Source organism: Streptomyces sp. NPDC006372 (genome assembly GCF_040612515.1).
Classification (GTDB): Bacteria; Actinomycetota; Actinomycetes; order Streptomycetales; family Streptomycetaceae; genus Streptomyces.
Map to the genome: position 1 here is coordinate 134,121 of NZ_JBEXQJ010000011.1, position 13,984 is coordinate 148,104.

The following is a 13,984-nucleotide window of genomic DNA, read 5'->3' on the forward strand; positions in this document are numbered from 1 at the left end:
CATGCCCAGATGGCGGAAGATCCTCTTCTCACTGCTGGCCGTGATGGCGGTCGTCGCGGGCGTGGCGCTCACCACCTCCCTCATCCGCAAGCCGGACACCTGCGCCGAGGGTGTGGAGCGGATCGACGGCGAGTGCGTCGGCGTCAACGGCGAGGGCTACGACTTCGGCACGAAGGAGATAGCCGACGTGGCCCGGGCCATCGCACGCGAGAACGAGCGGATCGCGAAGCAGCCGCATGTGACGGTGGCGATGATGCTGCCGCTGCAGTCGGACCGGGAGGCGCTGCGCCGGCAGATGCGCAGCGACCTCCAGGGCGCGTACCTGGGGCAGCGGCAGGCCAACGAGGGCGAGGGCGAACCGCCCAAGATCCGCCTGGTGCTGGCCAACCCCGGGCAGGACTACGGCCGTCAGGAGAAGGTCGTCGACCAGCTGCTGCGGATGGCGGCCTCGTCCGAGGACCGGCTGCGCGCGGTCACCGGCTTCAACCTGAGCCTCGCGGCCACGGAGGCGGCGGTCAAACGCCTGACGGAGAACAAGATCGCGGTCCTGGCCGCCCGTATCAGCGGCGACCGGATCGCGAACGAGGACCGGCCGGACGGGATGGCCAAGCTCCGTTTCCCCGGTCTGGCCCGCATCCTGCCCACCAACAACGACGCGGCCCAGGCCCTGGCCGACTTCAACGGCGAACGAGGCCGGCAGAACATCAGGACGGTCCTGGTCTACGACAAACGCCCCGACGGCTACAACGAGTCACTGGCCAGGGCGTTCAGCAGGATCGAGGAGAAGGGCCCGGCCGGCCCCGCGGCGATGTCCTTCGAGTCCCCGTCGATCGACGAGGCGGGCTCGACGGGCAACCAGTTCACCCAGACGGTGAACAACATCTGCGACTCCGAGGCCGACACGGTCTATTTCGCCGGCCGCACCCTGCACCTGCGCATCTTCGCCCTGAAGCTGGCCCAGGTCGGCTGCAAGGGCCGCCACTACACCATCGTCAGCGGCTCCGACGCCGCTTCCCTGCGCCAGGACATGACGGACAAGGACTGGGCCCGGCTCCGCGGCGACGACGGCAGGCCGAAGGTCACGGTGCAGTACGCGGCCCCCGCCCACCCCGACGCCTGGACGACGGAACTGAAGGCCTGGACGAAGCGCTGGACGGCGGCCCACCACCGCAAGCCGGCGGACCAGGACCTCCCCCAGTACCTGACGGAACCGAAGGCGGCCCTGGACACCCTGAGGAAGCTGATCGACACGACGAGGAACGAGGGCACGAAACTGGGCTCCACCCCTGCCCTGGACGACTCCCGCACGATGCTGGTCCACGACGGCCTCCTCACCATCGGCAAGGCCCTCCACCAGGCTCAGAAGAGCGACCCCGAAACGGTCCCCAGCCGTGAGGACGTGGGCCGCCAGTGGTCACTCCTCCAGTCCCGCCACCGCGTCCAGGCGACCAGCGGTCTGATCTGCCTCACCACGGGCGGCAACGCCTACGACAAACCGGCCGCGATCGTCGAACTCGACCCGGGCCGCGAGGGCCCCGGCACCCTCAAGTTCGTGGGCCTGGGCTGGCCGACGGGCGAACCGCAGCCGAGGAACTGCGTGATCCCGAGCAGCACTCGGTGAGACGGGACGGGGGCTCGGGAAACTCACTGCCGTGAGTGCCGGTGCGACCGTCGGCGCACGGTGAAGACACAGGCGAGCATGCCGAGCCCCCAGGCGATCAGGAGGGCGCCCCACAGCGGCATGGTCACCAGTGGAATGAGAAGGCGGACCTCCACACGCGTGCGGTTCTCGAAGACGAAGATCAGAGCGACTGCGGTGATCAGGACGAACGGTATGGCGCGGCGGACGCCGGGACGGGAAAAGAACGGCGTGCGCGCTCTGTGGTGCGGGGTGGTCTGTGCCATGGGGCGTCACTCCCTCACGTTGCCCCCGCACCCAGCGTCCTCTCTCACCAGGTGGCGCGCCACCTGCGCCGGGCGGGCTCGTGAGGAGCCCCGGCCACCACTAGGCAGCCTTGGATCGCGCGGCACGGGTGCCCCGGGCGGGCACCTGTGCCTCCTCGGATGCGTCCCCGGGCCGGTAGGTCTCGTCCAGCTCGAAGTCCGGGGCCTGGAAGGGGTTGGTCGCCGGGGGCGGCGACGCCGCGGTGGGTCGGCGGGGTTGCCCTTCCAGGGCGGAGAACAGCGATGTCGGTTCGATGGGGGGACTCTCTTTCGTTACAGGTCCCTGAAGGAACCTGGTGTGCCGTGACCGGCACAGCGGTCCTACAACTTGGTCATCTTGGCGTACGGGCTCAAGATCCGCATCTGCGCCGAGCCGAAATCAACGAGCGCCGCGATCCCGTCTTCGACGCCGATCACCCGGCCGAGGCCGTAGACGTCGTGGGTGACCTGGTCGCCCGTGGCGAAGTGCTTGGGGGCCGGTGTGACGGGGGCCTTGAAGGGGCTGGTGGGCAGATGGCGCTTCGGTGCCGCAGGCTTTGTCATGGCTCAGTATGCGCCTTCGCGCGGCCGGCCCGCTGTGGCCATGAGCACAGATCCGGACGGGACTCGACCTGAGGTGAGCCTGCGACTGTGCGCAGCACCCCTCCGCACGCAGCTCAAATGCCTGCCAGGCCCAACCGCCCCTCAGTCACATCACCCCGGTCAAGGGCACCTTCTCCTACGGCAGTTGTGACGGAAGTTTCTACGCCGGAACCCGCTTCCAGCTCACTTCCGGTAGCTCCAAGGCGGAGCAGGTCGCCCTCCAGGACGACGGAGCCGCGATGAAGTACTTCGTCCCCGCCAACCCTCAGGGGTATGCCGCCATCCCCCAGATCCCGGCCCGCCTCGCCGCCCTCTGGGACGACTGCCGGTGACCTTCTGAGCCACCGCACGACTGCGCATGGATCCCGACAATGGAACAAAATGGTCGGAACGTGTGCAAAGGTGCGGAGGCGTGGCGATGCGCGACAACGCCGAGAACGATGAGGGCTCGGTCGAGGAGTACGACGAGCACGGGGACGAGTACGGGGACGAGTACGCCGATTCCGAGGCTTACGACGAGGAGGACGCGGCCGCCGCGAGCCCTGACGTCTTCCTCGACGTGCCGGTCCTGAAGGTCGACGAGATCGACCTGGACGTCGAGGACCTGCGGGCGCGTGTCTCGCTGCAGGCCGAGGTGCTGGACCTGCTCAAACTGAACGTGGGCGCCGACGTCACGCTCGGCCGGGTGCACCTGGGCATCTCGGGCGTCGAGGCCCAGGCCCAGCTCAAGGTGCGCCTCCACCACGTCGCCGAGATCATCGACCGAGTCCTCACCACGCTCGACCGCAACCCGGAGATCCTGCACGAGCTGGCGCGTGGAGTCGGATCCGCCGTACAGGACGTCGGCGGCGGAGCCCGGCAGGCCGTGGGGGAGGTGGGTGCGGGCGCCGGAAGGGCCGTCCAGGAGGTCGGCCAGGGCGCGGGGACCGCAGTCCGCGACGTGGGCCAGGGCGCCGGGTCCGCGGTACGGGATGTCGGGCAGGGCACCGGTTCCGCGGTCCAGGATGTGGGCCAGGGCGCCGGAGACGCTGTGCAGGACGTGGGCCGGGGCGTCGGGTCGGTGGCGCAGGATGTCGGCCAGGGAGCCGGGAGGGCCGTCGAGGACGTGGGCGGTGGTGCCGGACGCGCGGTGGAGGACGTCGGCCACGAGGCGAGCCGGACCGTCGCAAGCGCCGGCGAGGTGGTGCGCGGCACCGCCGGAAGCGTGGCCGGACAGACCGCGGACGAGACGGAAGCGGCAGCCGACACGGAAGGGGCCGAGCCGGCCCAGCCGCGCGCGGCCCGCAAAGGCGCGCAGGAGGAGCGGGGGCGAGCCGGCCGCAGCCAGGGCGGCGCCCGCACGCGCCGGGTACGCGGAGAGGACGGGAAGCTGCCACCCAGGTCGTCCAGCCGCCGTCGTGCCGCCAGGGAGCCCGAGGAGCCGCCCTGAACGCGAGCCGAGGGAGCCCGGGACCCGGTGGAGGACATCTCCTTCCGGTCAACGATCCAGGCCGAACGACTCCACTTCACACAGGAGCCCCAGACAGCCGTCCACTTCCCCGGCACCGGAAAACGACAGTCGACAAGCCACAGCGACCGCACCCACCTACCGGACCCGGTGACCCCCGGCCGTGAATACCAGGACGTCACCGTCACCTACCACCTCGCGACCCGGCTCATCAGTGACCAGGAGACCGGGCCGAGCGGCGACGACGGCACGGGCAGGTGATGCGCTGGATCTCCGAAACCTCCACCGCAGCCCGGTAGGTCCACCAGACTTGCTCTTGGTTCCCCACGGAGATGAAGAGGGCAAGCATGGCGAACAGCGCACTTCTGGTGATGGACATCCAGCGGGACATCGTGGCCATCGCCGACGACGGTTCCGAATATCTCCCGCGCTTGCGCAGGGCGATCGACGGAGCCCGGGCTGCAGACATTCCCGTCATCTACGTGGTGATCGGGTTACGGCCAGGCGATCCACAAATCAGCCCCCGCAACAAGGTGATGACGAACATCGTGCAGGCCGGCCTGTTCACCGAGGGTGAGCCCGGCACTGAGATCCATGACGACGTCGCGCCCCAGCAGGGCGACGTCGTGGTGACCAAGAGGCGAGGGAGCGCGTTCTCGGGCAGCGACCTCGACTTGGTTCTCAGGGCCCGCGATGTCGACAGCCTCGTCCTCACCGGCATCGCCACCAGCGCTGTGGTGCTGTCCACCCTGTGGCACGCCATCGACCTGGACTTCGGCCTCACGGTCCTGGCGGATGCCTGTCTCGACACCGACCCTGAGGTGCACCGGATGCTGACCGAAAAGCTGTTCCCGCAGTGGGCGGATGTCCTCGACGTCGATGACTGGCTCAAAGCCATCGCACCGTAGCAGGGCGGAGCCTTCGTTACGGGGACGAGGCATGCCCACATCGGGCTGCGCCGCTGGAGCTGCGTGCGAGACCAGGGCACCTGTCAAACGCGCTTGACAACGATCGAATCACTGGCCGCACGCACATCCAGCGGCCGCCGTGGCCTCCTCGGTCGCCTGACTGGTGCAGCAGGCGTCCCCGGCGGTGCTGGGATCGGCACTCTTGCCGAGATTGTCGGCGTCAGCCTTCACGACGTAGACCTCCCAGGGCTCCTTGCCGGGACCGTGGACCCACACCTTGTCCTGGAGGGCGTAACAGCAGGAGGTGTCGTTCTCCTCGAAGGTGGCGAGGCCGGCGTCCTTGAGCCGGGTGGTGGCGGCGTTGACCTGGTCGGTGGACTCGACCTCGACGCCGAGGTGGTCCAGGCGCGTTTCCTCGCCGGGCCGCCCCTCGATCAGGACGAGCTTGAGCGGGGGCTCTGCGATGGCGAAGTTGGCGTAGCCCTCGCGCCGCTTGGCCGGTTCGGTGCCGAACAGCTTCGAGTAGAAGGTGATCGACGCTTCCAGGTCGCTGACACGGAGGGCGAGCTGAGCGCGAGACATGGCACGACTCCCAACTGGTTGCATTGACGTCTCTCGATTCAACATTGCGCCCTGAATCGAAGAGTGTCAACATAGAGAAATGTCGAATCAAGAGTTGGTCGTGCTGGGTCAGGACGAGGCGGCCGGCGGCTGTTGCCCAGCACTGCTCACGACCCCCTTGGACGAGAGTCAGGCAGGAGAGCTGGCCAAGGTGTTCAAGGCGCTGGGTGATCCCGTGCGGCTGCGTCTGCTGTCGATGATCGCCTCACGTGCGGGCGGCGAGGTCTGCGTGTGCGACCTGACCCCGGCCTTCGACCTGTCCCAGCCGACGATCTCGCACCACCTCAAGCTGCTCCGGCAGGCCGGTCTGATCGACTGCGAGCGGCGCGGCACCTGGGTCTACTACTGGCTGGTCCCGGAGATGACCGACCGACTGGCCGCGATCCTGACCCGCCCCGCCGGAGAACCGCTGCCCGACCGCACGGCCTCTGCCGGGGCCGCCTCGTGAACACTGCGGCTGCTGAGGGGAACGTGGCGGGACGCCTGTCCTTCGTCGATCGCTACCTGGCTGTCTGGATCCTCGCGGCCATGGCCGTCGGGCTCGGCCTGGGCCGCCTGGTCCCGGGCCTGGGGGACGCGCTGGCCGAGGTGACGGTCACGGGCGTGTCCCTGCCGATCGCCCTGGGCCTGCTCGTGATGATGTACCCGGTGCTGGCCAAGGTCCGATACGACCGCCTCGGCACCGTCACTCGCGACCGCCGTCTGCTGCTGCCGTCCCTGTTGCTGAACTGGGTCGTCGGCCCTGCGCTGATGTTCGCGCTGGCCTGGCTGTTCCTGCCGGACCTGCCCGCTTACCGCACGGGCCTGATCATCGTCGGCCTGGCCCGCTGCATCGCCATGGTCATCATCTGGAACGACCTGGCCTGCGGACACCGTGAAGCCGCTGCCGTCCTGGTCGCCCTGAACTCCGTCTTCCAGGTGATCGCCTTCTCGGCACTGGGCTGGTTCTACCTCTCCGCCCTGCCCGGCTGGCTCGGCCTGGAACGGACCGGCCTGGACGTGTCGGTGTGGGAGATCGCCCGCAGCGTGCTCATCTTCCTCGGCATCCCGCTCGCGACCGGTTACCTCACCCGCCGCATCGGCGAGAAGAGCAAGGGCCGCACCTGGTACGAAGCCAAGCTCATCCCGCGCATCGGCCCCTTCGCCCTCTACGGCCTGCTCTTCACGATCGTCATCCTCTTCGCCCTGCAAGGCGACGCGATCACCTCACAGCCGCTGGACGTCGCCCGCATCGCTCTGCCACTGCTGGTCTACTTCGCCGTCATGTGGGCCGGTTCCATGGCCCTGGGCCGTGCCGTCGGCCTGGACTACTCACGCGCCACGACGCTGGCCTTCACCGCTGCTGGCAACAACTTCGAGCTCGCTATCGCCGTCGCCATCGCCACCTTCGGAGCCACTTCCGGCCAGGCACTTGCCGGCGTCGTGGGCCCCCTCATCGAGGTGCCCGCACTCATCGGCTTGGTGTACGTCGCCCTGTACGCGCGCCGCCACTTCCCCACCACCCCAGCCGCTGTCCCCGCACCCCAGGAAGACGCAGCCCATGTCTGACACAGCCACCCCGTCCGTCCTGTTCGTCTGCGTCCACAACGCCGGACGCTCACAGATGGCCGCCGCCTTCCTCACCCACCTCGCAGGCGACCGCGTCCAGGTCCGCTCCGCAGGCTCCGCCCCCGCCGACACCGTCAACCCGGCCGTCGTCCAGGCCATGGCGGAGGCGGGTATCGACATCACGTCCGAGGTACCCAAGGTGCTCACGGTGGAGGCGGTCCAGGCATCCGACGTCGTCATCACGATGGGCTGCGGGGACACCTGCCCCGTCTTCCCCGGGAAGCGCTACCTCGACTGGGAACTGCCTGACCCGGCCGGGCAGGGCGTAGAAGCGGTTCGCCCGATCCGCGACGAGATCGAGAAGCGCATCCGTGCCTTGGTCGCCGAGATCGCACCGGCGAGCCAAGCATGAGCACCCCAGGCACAGTTCGCATCGTGGCCATGGGCCCCGAGCATGCCGACGAGGTCCTGACGATCTACCAGCTCGGTATCGACGAGGGCAACGCCACCTTCGAGACGGTCGCACCCACGTGGCAGGAGTTCGACGCTGCCAAGCTGCCCCAACATCGGTACGCCGCTCTCGACGACTCCGGCAGGGTGCTGGGCTGGGTCACTGCCGTGCCCGTCTCCGATCGGTGCGCGTATGCCGGCGTGGTCGAGCACTCGGTGTATGTCCATCCCGGAGCTCGCGGCCGGGGGGCGGGCTCAGTCCTCCTGCAAACCTTGATCAGATCGACCGAGGCGGCGGGCATCTGGACGATCCAGTCCGGCATCTTTCCCGAGAACGCCAGCAGTCTCGCCTTGCATCAGCGAGCCGGATTCCGCGTCATCGGCACTCGCGAACGCATCGGCCGACACCGCGGCGTATGGCGCGACGTCGTCCTGGTCGAACGCCGCACCCCTCTCGTGGCGTAGAGCGAAGGCCTGCTTGTTTGCTCTCGGCCGGTTTCGAACCACCTCCGAGTTTCTGATCCGTAGCGAGGCCCGAGACTGGAAGTGAGACAGGCAACGTCGAAGGGGCCCCACCGCAACGGTGGGGCCCCTTCGACATCGTGCCCGGTGAGGCACTGGCGGAGGATACGAGATTGGAATTCGTGAGGGGTTGCCCCCAACACGCTTTCCAACTGTGTTGGCGGTACGGAGGCCTTCGACCGGGGCCGTTCACCTGCGTTCATGGGCGGCCGGTCATCTGACCGGCTACCGCCTCCGGTCTCCTCTGAACGGCCGTGCACGGTGCTGAATGAGACGGAAACTGAGACGGACCTGTCCGACGGCCGTTGTCAGTGGCCTCGCCTAGTCCCCGGCCATGAGCGATCGGTGAGTACCTGCGCGTTACGGCTGCTGAGCTTGACCGAGCGATCCAAGACCTCGACTGGCACTGGACTTCGTCGAAGAGGCCCAGGACGCCGAGGAGGAGACGGAGCCTGCGCCGGCCGATGCGCGCCAACCGACGCCATGGACATCCGCCAAGCCTCACAAGCGGACGAACGTTCGAGCACCCTCTGCCGCGATCAATCTTCGGAAGGGGTGACGGGAGGGTGAACTTGCGTGGCATATTATGCGCATGGCACTCTACGCAGAGTCGGTGCGACAGCTTCAGCCTGTCATCCCCCTGATCTTCAGCGCGCTTGAGGCTGGACTGGAAGCCGCCAACGAGCATCACACGAACAACGGACTGGTTCGGTCTGACGATCCGTGGCACTACGCTCACACCGCTCGTCGAATCGCACTGGAGCAGTTGCGAAGCGAAGGCCTCCAAGCTGAGACGGAGTCAGGTCGGCCACTGTACGCAATGTCTGGCTTGCTCCTGTTTTACAAGGACATGGCCGTTCGTATCCTGCGTCCGAGCGATGACGCTCGAACCGGGGGAGTGACCATCCCTCTCCCTGGCCGGTCCAAGAAGCGGCAGGCGTTCTGGAGCCAGGCCGAGGGGTCCGCGATTCCAGGTCTTGAGACAGATAACCTGCTGCTTCTGTGGCGGGACCAGGAAGGTAAGTTGGCTGACCCGATGACCCTCGTCAGGCCAACTGCGGGTGGCCATCGGCGTAACAGCTTGAGGATCGACTGGGTCGGCAAGCTCAGCAAGGGGATGGCTACCCTCCGCGCGGCCGACCTGGACGAGCTTGAACCTGACCAGCAGTACAGGCAGCTAGGAGACTAGGCGAAATGATCTACGGCGAGCGCGTCAAGCAGGTGCGTGAGATGCACCAGATGACGCAGAGCGAGCTCGCCCAAGTCGTCCCCGGGCTGTCTCAGTACCAACTGTCACGCATGGAGAAGGGAAGCGCACAGCCAGACGAGGAGACGGAAGCTCTTCTGGCTGCCACCTTCGGCGTTTCTGTGGACTTCTTTCGCCGACCGCCAGCAGTGGACCTGCATGCGTTGTCACCTCAACTGCGGGCGCGGAGTCGGCTGACGCAACGAACCAAGACAGCCGCGATGCAGTGGGCAAAGCTTGTCCATGAGGAATATCGGAGCTTGAGCTCAAGCGCGCGTCCCATCCCCTTCCAGTTGCCTGCCATGCATGGTGGAGATCCTGTAGTCGCGGCCGCCAAGACAAGGGAAGTGTTGGGTTTTACCCCGAATGAGCCCCTGCCATATCTGATTCTTGCCGTCGAGCGAGCAGGGGTGACAATTCTTGGTTTGCCATTCCATGCCGAGAACTTGGACGGCTTCTGTGCTTGGCAGGGCGAGGAGCCGGTGATGGCGCTCCTCGCCGGCGTACCTGGGGATAGGATTCGGTTCACCGTTGCTCACGAACTCGGCCACCTAGTGCTACACCACCCGGGGCAAACGGGAAGTGCAGTCGAAACGGAAGCGGATGCGTTCGCTTCCGAGCTCTTGACGCCGCGCGCTGCACTATCAAAGGTACTTCCCGCGCGGCCCACTTTGAGCTCCCTCGCCATGCTAAAAACACAGTGGGGCGTATCGATTAAAAGCCTGGTCCGCACAGCGAGAGAAATCGGTGCAATCGACCAAGAGCGGGCGATTAGTCTCTACAAGCAAATTAGTGCCCGTGGCTGGAATAAGAAAGAGTCAGGGCATGTCCCTCAAGAAAAGCCTCGCGCTTTCCGGAAAATTATGGAAATCCACTATGGCTCAGGGCTTAGTGTGAGCGCTGCTGCTCGTGGCGCGGGCTGGTCCGAGGAACTCACCATGAAAGTACTGGAACAGCATGCTAAAGCTGACGAGCTCCCGCATGCACCCGTGCGATCCGTCTCCACCCAGGGCACTAACGTGATTCAGCTCCGCCAACGCGCCGCGTTTTAGAGGCTCCTGTGCGCCTTGCCTAGCTAGCGAAGCCGCAGCAAGGTGCCATCGGGATGTGATTGAAGGTGGCAGCTAAGATGATCTCGCCGGTTTGACCAGGCCTTTCGCGCTGCAGCCCACGAGCCCCGAGCTTGGTGATTTTCGCTCCTAGGTATTTTCATGCGAAGCGTGTTTGCCGTTTCCCGGAAAGGGATGCCCGGTTGCCCGCCACCACCATCTGTAAACGCGAACGCTAAAGCGATACCGGTCAGCTACACGCCTAATCAACGCGTGCCGTGGTGGTGCACTCAATAGAAGTTCAGATCGCCGCGTGTTCTCAGGAATCCTTCCGCAGACCCAGGCGAGCTGGATGGCCAGTTCCTCAAAATACAGAAATCCAGCACTGCTGGAGTATCTCTCTTCGTCCCATTTTCTGATTTGTCGAAGGTAGGCTCGAACCTCGGGATTCTGCCAGGATCGCAATACCGCGTACCCGATACTGGTCGGCAAAATGTCGGAAATTGGCATAACGCCGCGGCGCCAGTTGTGTCCTACCATGTTGAAGTAATCCAAGAAGCGAATTAGATCGAGTTCTTTTTCGGTCCCCAAAATGCTTTCATCGTATTTGAATCGGTCGTGATCGATGTCCATGAAGAGGCCGGTCAGCTTATCGCTCTCATAGAAGTCGTTTGTGCAGTGTCGAACAAATTCAGCCCTCCGGGTGCGGCGTGCAGACCTGCTGTTAAGCGCCCATGTCACCAACGTGATCATAACTGCAGTAATAGCTACGACAAGTTGCGGTGTTCGATACAACGGAGATCTGCCTTCTATCTCACGAGCCGGGCGGAGAGGTCTGCCGTGGCGACTCGGGCGCATATGCAACCTGAATCATTTACACCTTAGCCGGGCAGTGCGCAAGCGGAGAAAAATCGGGCCTTCCAGCCTTAGCCGCGATCCTCGGGCCGCACGCTTTGCCCCTCGCTTAGTGCCGTTGGGGCTAGGCCTGTGCGTCGGTGGCTAGGAGAATTTCGAGGTCGGTGGAGCGGCTTTGGGCTGGAGCTGCTTTGGCGCGAGTGATCGTGGCCCCGTAAGCTTCCGGCGCGTCGGGCAGTCTGTGGACCTGCCCGGTAAAGCACGACGTTGGGGCCATGATCTTCGAGGCTCGCGCCAAAGTGGCTGCCTAAAGCCGTGGAGCCGACCGCCCCAGCCACGACGCACCCCTTCTCTGGCATCAGGTGGCTGATCGCTGTGCGCGCGGCATGGGCGCCGGCCGGGCTGGAGCGGGGCGGAGACAGGAGCGCAGGCCCGGCCGGGGGCCGGGCCGCGCGCGGTGAGCGCAGCGAGCCGCCTTGAACCAGTAGAGAAAGTTGTAACTCAGTCGGCTGGCTGGGGCTGTGTCCGGTCCCGGTAGATGCTTGACACTTCGGTCCCAGCTGATGGTTGACAGTGGCCGTGTTCACATGGAATTGGACGACGGCTGAGGCTTGAAGTCGTGTGCGCAGGGCGGTAGTTCGATGCCTTGCCGGTGGGCTATCGGCAGGAAGATCACTGGCCGGATCGTCCAGGTGATGCGGGTGCTGGCGTGGGTCAGAGAGACTGTGCAGGGTTCCATGCGTAAGAGGGCTCGTCGCGTGTCGATGCGGCCGTCGTAGAGCCAGGCCCAGGCCTCGTCGGAGGCGTCCGGGTCGAGTGCAGGTGAGATGGTGCGCAGGGCGACTGCTACCCATCTGTCTGCCTGTGGTGCCGAGTACGCGTCGAAGGAGGCCCGGAGCGCCGGCCACCCCGTCTCGTCGCTGACGTCCTGCGTCCAGCACTCGCACCAGAAGCCCCGCTGAGGCTTGTCCATCAGCACGGGTGTCCTCCCGGCTGGGTGTCAGTGAACAGCTCGGCGGTGACGGTGTAGCCGCTGTGGCTGCCGTGGACGATGACCCGGTGTGCGATGACGCTGACCATGCCCAGGCCGCGGCCGTGTACGGCGTCCTCGTTCGGCTGCTCGACCTTCGGGGCGGTGCCCGTCCCTCCCTCGTCTGTGACTGACAGGGCGACGACCTTGGGGGAGACCGCGAGGGCCAGGTGGAAGCTGCCGAGTCCGCCGCTCGCGGTGTGGAGGATCGCGTTCGCGCTCAGCTCGCTCACGATCAGTTCGGCGTCGTCGGCCAGGGGTGATCCGCGCAGGATGTCCCGTGTCCAGCGGCGGGCCCGGCTGACCTCTTCCGGAAATCCTGGGCAAGTGAGTCCCCAGACCCGGGCGGTGCTCGTATACTCGTGCATACAAGTTCCTTCGTGCTGGTAGGCCGCCATGTGCAGCGGGTTCGGGCTAGACGAGTTTCACGCCGTCGTGGGCGCGGATGGCGGGCGGGGATACCGCGTCGAGTGCGTCCAGGACGCGGATCGCGTATGCCTCGTCGGCGAGGTCGATGACTTCTTCGCGGGTGGCCCAGCGCAGTGCGCGGGTCTCGTCCCCGGTGGTGGGCGTGCCGTCGGCGGCCTCGCAGCGGAAGACCATGGAGACGATCAAGCCCTTCATGTTCTTGTAGATCCCGGTCAGCATCGCGGGAAGCGCGATCTTGATGCCGGTCTCTTCGAGAACTTCGCGCTGGAGGGCCTCGGGGATGGTTTCCTCGCGTTCGAGGATTCCGCCGGGGGGTTCCCAGTGGCCGTTGTCGCGGCGTTTGATCAAGAGGGCTCGGTCCTGGTCATCGACGATGACTCCGGCGACGCTCACGGAGTGCGGACGTTCGGTGCTCACGTTCCTCTGCCCTCTCGGATGGCTAGGCTCTCCACCGTAGCAACAAAGCTCGCCCACTCGTCTAGATACCTAAAGGAGTACACGTGCCCTCTCTTTCCTCCGGCCTCCTCGGCGATCTCGACCCCACGAGCGATCGTGCGGTCTTCCGGCAGATCGCCGACCAGCTGCGCGAGGCCATCGACCGTGGGCGATTCAAAGAGGGCGAAAAGCTGCCCTCCGAGGCCGAACTAGTCGAGCATTACGGGGTTTCCCGAATGACGGTTCGAAACTCCTTCTCCGTCCTCCAGGGCGAGGGCCTGGTGCACGCCGAGCACGGCAAGGGCGTCTTCGTACGACCACGACCGCCTGTACGGCGGCTCGCCTCCGACCGGTTCGCCCGGCGCCACCGCGAGCAGGGGAAGTCCGCGTTCATCGTCGAGGCTGACGCCGCCGGCAGTCACCCCCAGGTGGACAGCCTGGAGGTCAAGGAAGAGAAGGCCAGCCAGGACGTCTCCACCCGGCTCGGTTCCGTGCGGCGAGTGCTCGCCCGGCGTCGGCGGTATCTGCTGGACGGGCGGCCGGTGGAGTTCGCCACCTCGTATCTGCCGCTCGACATCGCACGGGGCACACCCATCGCCGAGCCCAATCCCGGGCCCGGTGGCATCTACGCCCGGCTTGAGGAGCTGGGGCACCGCCTCGACCACTTCGAGGAAGAAATCCGTGCCCGGATGCCCTCGCCCGACGAGGTCCGGACTCTGCGGCTGGCCTCCGGCGTGCCGGTCATTCACCTGATCCGCACCGCATTCGACCAGGAGGGACGGGCCGTAGAGGTCTGCGACACGGTCATGGCGGCCGACGCCTACGTCCTGTCGTACCAGCTCCCGGCGACATGAGCGCCTGACCGGTGGTGGTGCGCGGGGAGGCTTCTCCGAACTCGTACACCCCAACACGCTTACT

The 13,984-nt window shown here is 66.2% G+C and carries 18 protein-coding genes; 11 read left to right on the forward strand and 7 right to left on the reverse strand.

Going from position 1 to position 13,984, the window contains the following annotated elements; genetic code table 11:
* Position 1 precedes the first annotated feature (1 nt).
* On the forward strand, positions 2-1,621 hold the full coding sequence (locus ABZ016_RS19300; RefSeq protein WP_356917832.1) for an ABC transporter substrate-binding protein: 1,620 nt from the start codon (positions 2-4) through the stop codon (positions 1,619-1,621).
* A gap of 23 nt (positions 1,622-1,644) precedes the next feature.
* Here the strand turns inward: ABZ016_RS19300 and ABZ016_RS19305 are convergent, their stop codons facing one another.
* Both ABZ016_RS19305 and ABZ016_RS19310 read right to left on the reverse strand, forming a co-directional pair.
* Positions 1,645-1,905, reverse strand: a complete 261-nt coding sequence (locus ABZ016_RS19305) for a hypothetical protein (RefSeq protein WP_356917833.1) — start codon at positions 1,903-1,905, stop codon at positions 1,645-1,647.
* Between the two features lie 360 nt (positions 1,906-2,265).
* Positions 2,266-2,487: a hypothetical protein gene (locus tag ABZ016_RS19310; protein ID WP_356917834.1), complete on the reverse strand. Its 222-nt coding sequence runs from the start codon at positions 2,485-2,487 to the stop codon at positions 2,266-2,268.
* 457 nt (positions 2,488-2,944) lie between these two features.
* Here ABZ016_RS19310 and ABZ016_RS19315 point away from each other — a divergent pair, with 457 nt between their 5' ends.
* The 3 genes from ABZ016_RS19315 to ABZ016_RS19325 all read left to right on the forward strand — a co-directional run bounded on the left by ABZ016_RS19315 (position 2,945) and on the right by ABZ016_RS19325 (position 4,881).
* The gene (locus ABZ016_RS19315; RefSeq protein WP_356917883.1) at positions 2,945-3,955 is read left to right on the forward strand and encodes a hypothetical protein; all 1,011 of its coding nucleotides are present in this window, start codon (positions 2,945-2,947) and stop codon (positions 3,953-3,955) included.
* A 27-nt stretch (positions 3,956-3,982) separates the two neighbouring features.
* Positions 3,983-4,234, forward strand: a complete 252-nt coding sequence (locus ABZ016_RS19320; RefSeq protein ID WP_356917835.1) for a hypothetical protein — start codon at positions 3,983-3,985, stop codon at positions 4,232-4,234.
* Positions 4,235-4,320: 86 nt separating this feature from the next.
* A complete protein-coding gene (locus tag ABZ016_RS19325; RefSeq protein ID WP_356917836.1) occupies positions 4,321-4,881 on the forward strand; it encodes a cysteine hydrolase in 561 nt (186 codons plus the stop codon).
* Between the two features lie 108 nt (positions 4,882-4,989).
* Here ABZ016_RS19325 and ABZ016_RS19330 read toward each other — a convergent pair whose 3' ends face one another.
* Positions 4,990-5,463: an ArsI/CadI family heavy metal resistance metalloenzyme gene (locus ABZ016_RS19330; RefSeq protein ID WP_356917837.1), complete on the reverse strand. Its 474-nt coding sequence runs from the start codon at positions 5,461-5,463 to the stop codon at positions 4,990-4,992.
* Positions 5,464-5,542: 79 nt separating this feature from the next.
* Between ABZ016_RS19330 and ABZ016_RS19335 the strand changes: the two genes are divergently transcribed.
* From ABZ016_RS19335 to ABZ016_RS19360, 6 genes are all read left to right on the forward strand, one after another.
* Entirely contained in the window at positions 5,543-5,950 is a 408-nt protein-coding gene (locus tag ABZ016_RS19335; RefSeq protein WP_356917838.1) for a metalloregulator ArsR/SmtB family transcription factor, read from the forward strand.
* 23 nt (positions 5,951-5,973) lie between these two features.
* Positions 5,974-7,050 (forward strand): ACR3 family arsenite efflux transporter, encoded by a 1,077-nt coding sequence (gene arsB, locus ABZ016_RS19340; RefSeq protein WP_356917839.1) that lies wholly within the window; start codon positions 5,974-5,976, stop codon positions 7,048-7,050.
* Positions 7,043-7,462 carry an arsenate reductase ArsC gene (locus ABZ016_RS19345; protein WP_356917840.1) on the forward strand — a complete coding sequence of 140 codons (420 nt, stop codon included), beginning with the start codon at positions 7,043-7,045 and terminating at the stop codon, positions 7,460-7,462. Before arsB ends, ABZ016_RS19345 begins: the two co-directional genes overlap by 8 nt.
* The gene (locus tag ABZ016_RS19350; RefSeq protein WP_356917841.1) at positions 7,459-7,965 is read left to right on the forward strand and encodes an N-acetyltransferase family protein; all 507 of its coding nucleotides are present in this window, start codon (positions 7,459-7,461) and stop codon (positions 7,963-7,965) included. The genes ABZ016_RS19345 and ABZ016_RS19350 overlap by 4 nt, the downstream gene beginning before the upstream one ends.
* Before the next feature lie 649 nt (positions 7,966-8,614).
* The gene (locus ABZ016_RS19355; protein ID WP_356917842.1) at positions 8,615-9,211 is read left to right on the forward strand and encodes a hypothetical protein; all 597 of its coding nucleotides are present in this window, start codon (positions 8,615-8,617) and stop codon (positions 9,209-9,211) included.
* Between the two features lie 5 nt (positions 9,212-9,216).
* Entirely contained in the window at positions 9,217-10,320 is a 1,104-nt protein-coding gene (locus ABZ016_RS19360) for an XRE family transcriptional regulator (protein ID WP_356917843.1), read from the forward strand.
* A 147-nt stretch (positions 10,321-10,467) separates the two neighbouring features.
* On the opposite strand, the gene ABZ016_RS19365 is transcribed toward ABZ016_RS19360, so the two are convergent.
* The 4 genes from ABZ016_RS19365 to ABZ016_RS19380 form a co-directional block, all read right to left on the reverse strand.
* Positions 10,468-10,950 (reverse strand): hypothetical protein, encoded by a 483-nt coding sequence (locus ABZ016_RS19365; protein ID WP_356917844.1) that lies wholly within the window; start codon positions 10,948-10,950, stop codon positions 10,468-10,470.
* A gap of 805 nt (positions 10,951-11,755) precedes the next feature.
* Positions 11,756-12,145, reverse strand: a complete 390-nt coding sequence (locus ABZ016_RS19370) for a hypothetical protein (protein ID WP_356917845.1) — start codon at positions 12,143-12,145, stop codon at positions 11,756-11,758.
* On the reverse strand, positions 12,145-12,570 hold the full coding sequence (locus ABZ016_RS19375; protein ID WP_356917846.1) for an ATP-binding protein: 426 nt from the start codon (positions 12,568-12,570) through the stop codon (positions 12,145-12,147). Before ABZ016_RS19375 ends, ABZ016_RS19370 begins: the two co-directional genes overlap by 1 nt.
* A gap of 46 nt (positions 12,571-12,616) precedes the next feature.
* Entirely contained in the window at positions 12,617-13,024 is a 408-nt protein-coding gene (locus ABZ016_RS19380; RefSeq protein WP_356917884.1) for an NUDIX hydrolase, read from the reverse strand.
* 107 nt (positions 13,025-13,131) lie between these two features.
* On the opposite strand from ABZ016_RS19380, the gene ABZ016_RS19385 reads away from it, so the two are divergent.
* Entirely contained in the window at positions 13,132-13,920 is a 789-nt protein-coding gene (locus ABZ016_RS19385; RefSeq protein ID WP_020274970.1) for a GntR family transcriptional regulator, read from the forward strand.
* Positions 13,921-13,984: the final 64 nt, after the last annotated feature.